Origin of the sequence: Fusobacterium sp. DD2, from assembly GCF_018205345.1 — a bacterium.
Lineage (GTDB): Bacteria > Fusobacteriota > Fusobacteriia > Fusobacteriales > Fusobacteriaceae > Fusobacterium_A.
On record NZ_JADRHM010000081.1, the window covers coordinates 1 to 10,771 of the forward strand.

The 10,771-nt window shown below is 31.6% G+C and carries 8 protein-coding genes; all 8 read right to left on the minus strand.

What is annotated here, in order from left to right; genetic code table 11:
* Positions 1-41 precede the first annotated feature (41 nt).
* On the minus strand, positions 42-881 hold the full coding sequence (locus IX290_RS10350) for a 3-hydroxybutyryl-CoA dehydrogenase (protein WP_211493119.1): 840 nt from the start codon (positions 879-881) through the stop codon (positions 42-44).
* A 64-nt stretch (positions 882-945) separates the two neighbouring features.
* Positions 946-1,722 (minus strand): enoyl-CoA hydratase-related protein, encoded by a 777-nt coding sequence (locus IX290_RS10355; protein ID WP_211493112.1) that lies wholly within the window; start codon positions 1,720-1,722, stop codon positions 946-948.
* A 99-nt stretch (positions 1,723-1,821) separates the two neighbouring features.
* A complete protein-coding gene (locus IX290_RS10360; protein WP_211493113.1) occupies positions 1,822-3,009 on the minus strand; it encodes an acetyl-CoA C-acetyltransferase in 1,188 nt (395 codons plus the stop codon).
* 358 nt (positions 3,010-3,367) lie between these two features.
* Complete coding sequence (locus IX290_RS10365) at positions 3,368-4,888, minus strand: DUF2974 domain-containing protein (RefSeq protein ID WP_211493114.1); 1,521 nt, start codon at positions 4,886-4,888, stop codon at positions 3,368-3,370.
* Positions 4,889-4,897: 9 nt separating this feature from the next.
* On the minus strand, positions 4,898-5,629 hold the full coding sequence (locus IX290_RS10370; RefSeq protein WP_211493115.1) for a diacylglycerol kinase: 732 nt from the start codon (positions 5,627-5,629) through the stop codon (positions 4,898-4,900).
* A gap of 4 nt (positions 5,630-5,633) precedes the next feature.
* Entirely contained in the window at positions 5,634-6,101 is a 468-nt protein-coding gene (gene ybeY / locus IX290_RS10375) for an rRNA maturation RNase YbeY (RefSeq protein WP_211493116.1), read from the minus strand.
* Positions 6,102-6,111: 10 nt separating this feature from the next.
* Positions 6,112-8,202: an HDIG domain-containing metalloprotein gene (locus tag IX290_RS10380; protein WP_211493117.1), complete on the minus strand. Its 2,091-nt coding sequence runs from the start codon at positions 8,200-8,202 to the stop codon at positions 6,112-6,114.
* 12 nt (positions 8,203-8,214) lie between these two features.
* Complete coding sequence (locus IX290_RS10385) at positions 8,215-10,671, minus strand: helicase C-terminal domain-containing protein (protein ID WP_211493118.1); 2,457 nt, start codon at positions 10,669-10,671, stop codon at positions 8,215-8,217.
* Positions 10,672-10,771 lie beyond the last annotated feature (100 nt).

A 10,771-nucleotide genomic window follows, 5' to 3' on the forward strand; every position in this document is an offset into this window, starting at 1 on the left:
AGGACCAGTAAAAACTGGTCCCTGAAAGTTATTAGGAATAACTATTTTTTATAGTTAAAGAATCCTTCTCCTGATTTTCTTCCTAATTTTCCTCCTCTTACCATTTTTCTTAATAATGGATGAGGTCTGTATTTAGTGTCTCCCATTTCTGAGTAAAGAACTTCCATGATAGCTAGACATACATCTAGTCCAATTAAGTCTCCTAAAGCTAATGGTCCCATTGGGTGGTTAGCTCCAAGTTTCATTGCGTTGTCGATTCCTTCTGCTGATGCAACACCGTCAGCTAGGATTCCTACTGCTTCGTTGATCATAGGGATTAATACTCTATTTACTACGAATCCAGCAGCTTCTTCAACTTGAACTGGTACTTTACCAATGCTTTCAGAAATTTCTTTTATTTTTTCAACCATTTCAGCTGGTGTATTTAATCCTGCGATAACTTCTACAAGTTTCATTACTGGAGCTGGGTTGAAGAAGTGCATTCCGATAACTGGTCTGTCTAGTCCTGCACCAATTTCAGTTATTGAAAGAGATGAAGTGTTTGTAGCAAACATTGCTTCAGGTTTACAAATAGCTTGTAATTCTTTGAATGTTTGTTTTTTGATTTCCATGTTTTCAATAGCTGCTTCTATTATTAAGTCACAATCTTTACAAATTTCTTTTGTTCCAGTTGTGATTTTAGCTAATATAGCATCAACAGTAGCTTGGTCCATTTTTCCTTTTGTAACCATTCTTCCTAATCCTTTAGCTATTTTAGCTTTTCCGTTTGCTGCAAATTCGTTGTTTATATCGCAAAGGCAAACGCTGTATCCTTCAGTTTGTGCAAATGCTTGTGCTATTCCAGAACCCATAGTTCCTGCACCGATAATTCCTATTTTCATCATTAAACCTCCCAAATATATAGTTATATTTAAAACTTACACATTAATGTGTTGTCTTATTTTCTTATTTATTTTTGAATCCTTCAACTTTTCTTTTTTCTAAGAAAGCTTTCATTCCTTCTACTTGGTCTTCAGTTTGGAAACAACTTCCAAATAGTTTTTCTTCAACAACAATAGCGTCGTCCATTTTTTCATCCAATCCTTTGTTGATTGCTTCTTTACAAGCACGAACTGCTATTGGAGCATTTCTAGCTATTTTAGCTGCTAATTTTTTAGCTGCTGGTAATAGCTCTTCAAGTGGATATACTGCATTTACAAGTCCAATTCTATAAGCTTCATCAGCTTTTATGTTAGCTGCAGCATAGATCATTTCTTTAGCTTTTCCAACTGGAACTAAACGAGCTAATCTTTGAGTTCCTCCAAATCCTGGAGTTATTCCTAATCCTACTTCAGGTTGTCCGAATAAAGCTGTGTCAGCACAAATTCTGATATCACAACTCATAGCGATTTCGCATCCTCCACCTAAAGCAAATCCATTTACAGCTGCTATTACTGGAATAGGGAATGTTTCGATTTTTCTGAAAACGTCATTTCCTATTTTACCAAAAGCTTCACCTTCAGCTTTTGTTAAAGTACTCATTTCTCCAATGTCAGCTCCAGCTACAAATGATTTTGACCCTGCACCAGTTAAAACAAGTGCTCTAGTTTTTTCTAAATCAATTGCATCTAATGTAGCATCTAATTCTTTTAAAACTGAACTATTTAGAGCATTTAAAGCTTTTGGACGATTTATAGTTATAATTCCTACAAATCCTTCTTGTTCGTAGTTGATAAACTCCATTATTTGCTCCTCCCTTATTGTCTAATAGTATTAAGGTTAAGAGCACTTACGTACTCCTAACCTCCAATATTAATAATCTGATATTTTATTTAAATGAAACTAGTCTTCCATCTTAACGATAGTAGAGCATCCCATTCCTCCACCTATACATAGAGTAGCTAAACCAGTTTTTGATTTACGTTTAGCCATTTCATGTAATAGAGTTACAAGGATACGACATCCTGAAGCTCCAACTGGGTGTCCAAGAGCAATTGCTCCTCCGTTTACGTTAAGTTTGCTTAAGTCAAATCCTAAGTCTCTTCCTACTGCGATTGATTGAGCTGCGAATGCTTCGTTAGCTTCAATTAAGTCGAAGTCGTTTATGTTCATTCCTGTTTTTGCTAATACTTTTTTAGTTGATGCAACTGGTCCATATCCCATGATAGAAGGATCTACTCCACCAAGAGCTCCAGCTACCCAAGTTGCCATAGGTTTTACACCTAATTCTTTTGCTTTTTCTTCTGACATTACAACTATTGCAGCAGCTCCATCGTTTATACTAGAAGCATTTGCAGCTGTAACTCTTCCACCATCTTTTTTGAATGCTGGTTTTAATTTAGCGATTCCTTCAGCTGTAGTACCAGGTCTAGGTCCTTCGTCTGTATCAACGATAGTTTCACCTTTTCTTCCTTTGATTACTACTGGAACGATTTCATCTTTAAATCTTCCTTCTTCTTGAGCTTTTACAGCTTTTTGTTGGCTTGCAGCAGCGAATTCATCTAGTTGTTCTCTAGTAATTCCCCATTGGTCACAAATGTTTTCTGCTGTCATTCCCATGTGATAGTTGTTGAAAGCATCCCATAATGCATCGTTAACCATTGCGTCAACTAATACACCATTTCCTAAACGATATCCATAACGTCCTTTATTTACTAAATATGGAGCTAAAGACATGTTTTCAGTTCCTCCTGCTACTACTATGTCAGCTTCTCCTGCTTGAATCATTGCAGCAGCTAAGTTTACTGTATGTAAACCTGATCCACAAACCACATTTATAGTAACTGCTGGAGTTTCAATTTTTAAACCAGCTTTTAATGAAACTTGACGAGCAACGTTTTGTCCTAATCCTGCTTGGATAACACACCCAAATAGAACTTGATCAACTTTCTCAGCTGGAACTCCTGCTCTCTTTAAAGCTTCTTTAACAACGATAGAACCTAATTCAGTTGCTGGAACTGTACTAAGTACTCCTCCCATTGATCCTATTGCTGTACGACATGCACCTGCTAAAACTACTTTTTTTGCCATAACCTATCCTCCATTCAAATTTAATTTGGATTATTAGATCTCATCGATCTAATGTTTAAATTTACTTCATACATAGATATTAGCACAATGTCATTTTAATTGCAATAGGATAAATACAAAAAATATATTATGCGTGTTTTTTTTCTATAATGTGTATAATTTTTAAACTATTAAGCAGATATCAATCAAGACAAAATAATTCAACATAAAAAAAACTATCTTGTAAAATAGAAATCAACTCAATAAAATTAGATACTTTGTAACATATTTTGTTATCAAAGAGTAATAAAAAAAAGTCCCTGATAATGAGATTAAAATTTACTCAAATAGGGACAATTTTTTATGTTTTTTTTAAATTTTAATTAAAAATAAAGACGTCAAAAATATCAACTTTTCTATATGGACTGGATAATTTTTCTTTTATTTTCTCCCATAAAATTGTAAATTCATCAATATCCATCTCATCTATCTGCTCTATCATCTTTTTCTTATACAAAAAATCTATTCCAACTTTTGTAAGACCTGATATAATGTCACCTCTTATGAGCTCAAAATTACTGTTATCTATCTTATCCATAGAATAATAACTTGCTAATAGCCTATTTTCTAAGCAGTACTCATTTGTAATTAATTTTCTTATTGAACTTGCTATAAAATCAAGATTTAGGTCTTTTTTCATCTTTCCATTATCCTCAGGTTTATCTGAAATAAAAGCTAAAAACACATCTTCAAAGTGTAAATCCTGAATAGATTTAGTAAAAAGTCTAAAGTTATTAAAAAATGAGTTTTTTTCTGGTTTTTTCATTTCAAAACCCTGATCCATAAGATATGAGGTTCCAACATGTCTAAAAAGAGAGTTAGTCAGATCCTCTGAATGTCCAAAATTAAATACTCTATCTTCATATACATTGTTATTCTTTAATCTATCTATATATTTTTGTGCTTTTAAAAGAAGTTTTACAAAATTATCTAAGTGAAATATCACACCAAAAAAATTCTGATTAATAACTAAGTCACGACGTCTATCTAAAGGAAACTTCATTAAACATGCTTCAACATTGGTATTTTTAAGAAGTCTTTTCATAAACTCCTCATCAATATCAAAATCTATCTTATTATCTCTGGTAACTAAAACCTCTGTATCATCTTTAATAGCACCTATTCTTTTTAGTTCTTTTGCAAGAAATTTTAGATATGAATCGTTGAAATCATCAAAATAAGATATTTCTTCCTCAGATAAGTCTGTATGTCCTCTTAAAATCTCTTTTAAATCTATAAATTCAAGAACTGTTATTATTCCTTCTCTATTGATTCCTACACCATTCCATGTGTAAACTTCTGGAATATAATTTATCCTCTTATCAAGAGTTATAGCTACATATTGAGCTATTCCTCCACCTAAAGAGTGCCCTGTAAGAGTTATATCCTCTTTTTTTATTGCAAATCTATCCATAAGAGTTGCAAAGACCTCTATCCCTTCATAAAATTGAAGAGGAATCTTCCCCATACCTATGGCTAAATCTGTCTCTATAAAGTCCTTATATGCATCTTCTAAAGGAAATTTCTCACTTCCCCTGTATGCTATTACATATTTATCATCTTTAGTAAATACAACTGAATAAAAACCTGAAACATCTCCAGTGTTTGATACAGCTGTTCTATTGTCAACGTAGAATACTTGCCATTCCTCTAACTCTTTCTCAAAATATTTTAAAAAAAAATTTCTATTTTTAAAAAGAAGAATATCAAATGTTCCAACAATAATAGACTGACACTTTGCATCTTTGAAGATCTCTAAAATGTTTCTTCCACATTCCTTTTCTCCAAAATTGCAATATGAGAGAATACTTAAAAGAATATACTCTTTTTTACTAACCATAATATACTCCTACATATGAACCAATATCAAAATCAGATAAGTTATTGCCCAACCTAAAAAACATCCAACTAGTGTTTCAAAAAATGTATGTATCTTCCCCTCAATTCTTGAATGAACTACTAAAATAGCTAATATAACAGTAAGAACAAAAACTTTAGGGTTATTTGTTAAAGAGGTTATAAGTGTAGTTATAGAAGCTGCAAGTGCACTATGTCCACTTGGAAAGCCACCTCTCAAAGGAGTTCCTTTCTTTACTACACTTTTAATGCATATTACAATTATTATAACTAACATAAAAATCGTAAATACTGTATGTTGATAAGAATTTTTAAGTAATAAAAATACCTCTTTAAGGTTTATAACTATTTTTCTCTCAAATACGATATATGCAACAAATAACGCATTTATAGCAGTTACAAGAACTGCTCCTGCTGCAATATCCTTAGCTTTTTTAGCAAGGGGATGGTATTCACAGGTTATCATATCTACACAAGCTTCTATTGCTGTATTAAAAAGTTCTGCAACCCATGTCAAAGTAATACTTATAATAACTGCCAATGCTTCATACTTTCCAATGTCCATAAAAAGAGATAGAATACAGACTATAATTGTACAAAAACAATGAAACTTCATATGATTTTCTGTTCTTATAGTCTCAAAAATCCCTTCAAAAGCAACATTGAATTTTTCTGTTACTCCAAGGTGTTTCCATCTATTTCTCTTCTCATTTTTATTGTCCATATAATCACATCTCTCTAGTATAACCGAAGCTTTTTAAAATCTCTTCCTCTTTTGCACGCATTACTACTTTATCTTCCTCTTCTATATGATCATACCCAAGAAGATGTAAAAGTCCATGTGTTAAAACATAGAAAAATTCTCTCTTTGGAGAATGATTATACTCTTTAGCCTGCTCAAATACTCTCTCTAATGATATAACTATATCTCCTAGAGTGTCATAAGGTCCAATATCAAAATCTCCAGTTTCATGATAAGCAAAAGAGATTACATCTGTTGGCTGATCCTTATCTCTATACTCTCTATTTATAACCTGTATCTCATCATTTCCTGTTAAAAGAATAGAAAGATATACTGGTGAATCGCTCTCATACTCTTTAGTTAATACTTTTTCAATGTACTCCTTTGTCTCCTCTTCATTGACAAAATCATCGTATCCTTCTATTTCTAATGACATATCTAAAATTATTTCCATTTTTTTCTCCTTATTTTTTATTAATTAATTTTTCCTGTCCTGGATATTTTATTCTCACATGGTGAATACTTACCAATGTTTTAACAAATGTTTTTATAATAACTTCAATTTCCTGGAAAGTAAGATTTGCTTCTGAAAGCTGGTTATCTTCAATTTTTCCAGAAATTATCTTTCTTATCATACTCTCCATATTCATTGGAGTTTTTTCATCTAAAGATCTTATTGCTGCTTCAATTGAGTCTGCAAGCATTATTATTGCTGACTCCTTTGTTTTTGGCTTAGGACCACTGTATCTAAATTCATCTTTTTCAACTGTTGGATCCAATTTTTTAGCTTCATTGAAGAAATATGCTAAAAATGTAGTTCCCTGGTGCTCATACATAATATCTCTTATCTCTTTTGGAATCTGATACTCTTTTGCAAGTTCTGCACCATCCTTAGTATGAGAAGTTATAATTAGTGTACTCATAAAAGGTGAAATCTTATTATGTGGATTTACACCATTTTCCTGGTTTTCTACATAAAATTTAGGACGCTTAGTCTTTCCAAGGTCATGATAATATGAAGCAACTCTACAAAATACAGCATTTGCTCCTATTGATGCAGCTGCATTTTCAGAAAGTGTAGCTACCATCATAGAGTGCTGGAATGTACCTGGAGCTTCAATTGATATTTTCTTAAGCAATGGATGAGAAAGGTCTCCAAGCTCTAAAAGTCTAAATATTGTAAGTATATTAAATGTCTTTTCAAAATATGGCAAAAATGCAATAGTAAGCATTCCTGATAAAAGACCTGCCAACAATATAAATCCAGCATTGATAGCAACACTGAAATTCTCTGTATCACCAAAGAAAGATAGAAGAAGATACATTACTACCTTAAGTATAGATAGCTGTACTCCTGCTGCAATTATTCCAGATCTTGTATTTACCCTTCCTGTCAGATGTGCTGCAAATGCAAGAGCTATAAATGAAATACCTAAAAATTTCAAATCATAATTTAATACTGGAAGTAAAAACAGCAATATAAATGAATAAAGTGATACTGCGTAATTTTTGTTCACAAGAAGTACCAGTAGGAAAAATGCCATATCTACAGGTATCAGATACCTAATATCAATACTGAATACCCTTACAGCTACAAGTATTCCTGTCACAATTAAAAATGACGCTCTATAAAGATTTTTATTTAGTATCTCTCTTTGATAGTTATTAAAAAATATTGCATAAAAAAGTGTTGAGATTATACCAAGATACAAAAAGTTCCCTATAAAAATTGCAATGCTTTTTTTATAAGAGTAAACTCCACAAGCTTCAAGAATTCTCATTCTTCTCTCATTTATAACCTCTCCTGTCTTACCTATTAAAGTTCCAGCTTTAATTTCAAAGTACTGATCCTTAATCTGTGAAACCTTTTCCTTTATATTCCTTTTAGTTTTAGCCTCATCATATATGTAGTTAGGAGAGGTAAATGTATCTACTATAGATTGCTCTAATGAACTTAATTTCATAAAAAGCTTGTTATATGGCTCTTTATAAAATACTGTATTTTTCTCCTGAACTATTCCTGCATCATAGGCTTTTTCCAGGAAATCTCTGGTTTTATTTCTTACTTTTTCAACTTCTGAAGTTTTAAGAGATAGAAGTTCCTGCACCATCATTGGCGAGATCTTCTTATTTGTATTTCTCTCTATTGAAGTATAGTCAACTGTCTCTGTAACATGATTTTTTATATTTAAAATACTTTGGAAAAATTCATCAAAATATCCAAGGTATATTTTTTCAGCATCTGCTGAGAATATATACTCTTTTCCAGATTTCTGAATCATATCCTCTATAACCTTTTCTTTGGCACTATAATCCTTAAAAATAACTGTACTTGGAGCATATATATCACTTTTAACAATATCTCCAATTTTATAGTTATTATTACTTGAAATTATAAATAATTTAGAAGAAAATGCCACTATAAACATAACTGCGATAAGATATATTATTTTTTCTCTCAATGAATAATCTGTTGAATAGATGTTCTCATCACTATTTCTGTTTCTTTTAACTTCAAACATCACCTTCAGTCCAAAGAGATTGATGTTCTTCATCCTATATCACCCTTAACCTTTAATAATATCTCTTAAGATCTCAGACTTAGTAAGAACTTTAACATTTTTAGTAGGTACTGATTCTAGAAACACTTTTCCATATCTCTTAGTTACAACTCTATTATCAAGTACTGTAACTGTTCCCACATCTGTTTTACTTCTAACCAATCTTCCAATTCCCTGCTTGAACTTTATAACTGCTTCTGGAATCTGATACTCCATAAATGGATTTTTACCCTGTGCTTCTATATGCTCTATTATAGCTTCTGTCACTGGGTCACTAGGAACTTTAAAAGGAAGTTTTACTATTATTACATTACTTAACTGCTGACCTTTTATATCAACACCTTCCCAGAATGAATCTGTTCCAAATAATACAGGGTTTTTTCCATTGATAAACATATTAACAATATGGCTTCTAGGAGCCATTCCCTGTACAAATATATCTATTCCATTTTTCTTTAATTCATCTCTAACTGTATAATAGACATAATTCAGTGCCTGATAAGAGGTAAAAAGAACAAAGCTTTTTCCTTTAGTGGCTACTAATTGTGCCTTTAAAAATTCTGCTACCTCATCCATAAAATTTCTATCTGTTGGATTTGGCATATCTTTAGGTATGTATAGAGTCATCTGATTATCATAATCAAAAGGAGAGTGTATTACCTTATCCAAGGTGTCATTTGGCAATCCTACTGACTCTTTGAAATATTTAAAATCTTCACCTACAGCAATAGTTGCAGATGTAAATATCAGATTTTTTAAATTAATGAATAGATTTTCCTCAAGTTCTTTATTTACCTTTAAAGGAGTAGCAACTAACTTAGAGTTACTTTTTTTACTATTTACCTCTATCCAATATATAAATTCTTCGTCATCAAATTCATGTATAAAGTTAAAATTTGAAAAAAATACGTCTAATCTATCTACATATCTGGAAAAATCATCTATATGTCCCTGCTCATCCTCTGCATCTTTTAGTTCAGATATGAATTTTCGTACCTCTTTCATATAATTTCTATACTCATTTACCACATTATCTCTATATTGATTTAACTCATTCATGAAAGGAGAATTTTCCATCTCCTCTTTTTTAGCTCTAAAAGTAAATGTTCCCATTTCACCTTTAGAAAACATTTTTATAAGGTAATCAAAATAACTACGTCCTACTGTAAATAAAGATTTATGTTTAACCTCTATATCTTCAATATATTTACCTAATATCCCACGACTATCAAGTTCCTTAGTTTTAATATCCTTTACAACAATTTCCAAAGCACTTGCATTTTTTTTCTTAGTTTCTACAGGATAGATCTGATTCATTATCTTAGTAAAACTATATCTTGATACTTCATATGAAAAATAATCTCTTGCAACTTTTTCAACATTGTGTGCTTCATCAAATACTACTAATCCATACTCTGGAAGTATTGAGAACTCACTGTTAAATCCTATCTGCTTTCTTATTGCGAGATCTGAAAAGTACATATGATGGTTTGTAATCAATATATCTGCCTTTTTCTTTTCCTCTCTTGATTTCAGGAAGAAACATTCTGATTTGTATGGACATTTATTTCCAGCACACATATCGCTTTCACTATAAAACATCTCCCATACATTTCTATCCACTTCAAAATAAAGTTCTGATCTGTCTCCAGTTTTAGTCTCTTCTCCCCACTCTAATACATTTTTAAGCTGATCTCTTTGAGAAGCAGAGAAATCATCAGCCTGAGCTATATCTCCCATTTTAACATTAAAGTACTTCCTATTGCAAAGATAGTTCCCTCTTCCCTTAACTAAAATATAGTTAAAATGATCCTGAATAACACTTCTTGCTACAGGAATATCCTTATTTAAAAGCTGTTCCTGCAAGTTTATTGTATTTGTTGAGATTATTACTCTTTTCTTATTTTTTATAGACCATTCAATTGCTGGAATAAGATAAGCTAGTGTCTTCCCAGTACCAGTTCCTGCTTCAACTACTACTGTTGCCTCACTATTTAAACCTTTTTCAATATGTTTTGCCATATCAAGCTGTTCATCTCTATATTCAAATCCTCTGAACACTTGAGAAAGCATCCCATTTTTTGTAAAATAAGGCTCTATATCTATTTTAACATTTTCCAACTTAAAAAGCTCTACTATAATATATATGTCTGTCAAATCATTGTTTACTATGTATGAAGCTCCATCCTGATTATTAGAATAAATTGATGCAATCTCTATATCTGCATCAGAAGGATAAAGATATCCTGAAGGATGATTGTGTATTATTACCTCACCTTTTCTCATTCCTTTAAGTACAGCTGGAGTTGAGTGTCTATTTCCACGGGCCAAAACTTCAACTTCTGTTACAATTCCATTTTCATCTGGAATTCCACGAAAAAAAACCTCATTTCCTTGAGCTTCGGATATCTCTTGTATCATTATTTCTCTAGCTTCAGAAGAGATTTTTTCTTTAATATCCATAAACATCCTTTCTATTTTTTAAAATAAATTTTGATAATATATGATACATCTTTTTTCTTAAAATAGCAAGTTGAGTAAATCCCATAAAATCCCTAACTGT

Excerpts from the sequence above, each read along its gene's own strand:
- IX290_RS10350 (WP_211493119.1), bottom strand. The coding sequence starts at position 881 with ATGAAAATAGGAATTATCGGTGCAGGAACTATGGGTTCTGGAATAGCA.
- IX290_RS10355 (WP_211493112.1), bottom strand. The coding sequence starts at position 1,722 with ATGGAGTTTATCAACTACGAACAAGAAGGATTTGTAGGAATTATAACT.
- IX290_RS10360 (WP_211493113.1), bottom strand. The coding sequence starts at position 3,009 with ATGGCAAAAAAAGTAGTTTTAGCAGGTGCATGTCGTACAGCAATAGGA.
- IX290_RS10365 (WP_211493114.1), bottom strand. The coding sequence starts at position 4,888 with ATGGTTAGTAAAAAAGAGTATATTCTTTTAAGTATTCTCTCATATTGC.
- IX290_RS10370 (WP_211493115.1), bottom strand. The coding sequence starts at position 5,629 with ATGGACAATAAAAATGAGAAGAGAAATAGATGGAAACACCTTGGAGTA.
- ybeY (WP_211493116.1), bottom strand. The coding sequence starts at position 6,101 with ATGGAAATAATTTTAGATATGTCATTAGAAATAGAAGGATACGATGAT.
- IX290_RS10380 (WP_211493117.1), bottom strand. The coding sequence starts at position 8,202 with ATGAAGAACATCAATCTCTTTGGACTGAAGGTGATGTTTGAAGTTAAA.
- IX290_RS10385 (WP_211493118.1), bottom strand. The coding sequence starts at position 10,671 with ATGGATATTAAAGAAAAAATCTCTTCTGAAGCTAGAGAAATAATGATA.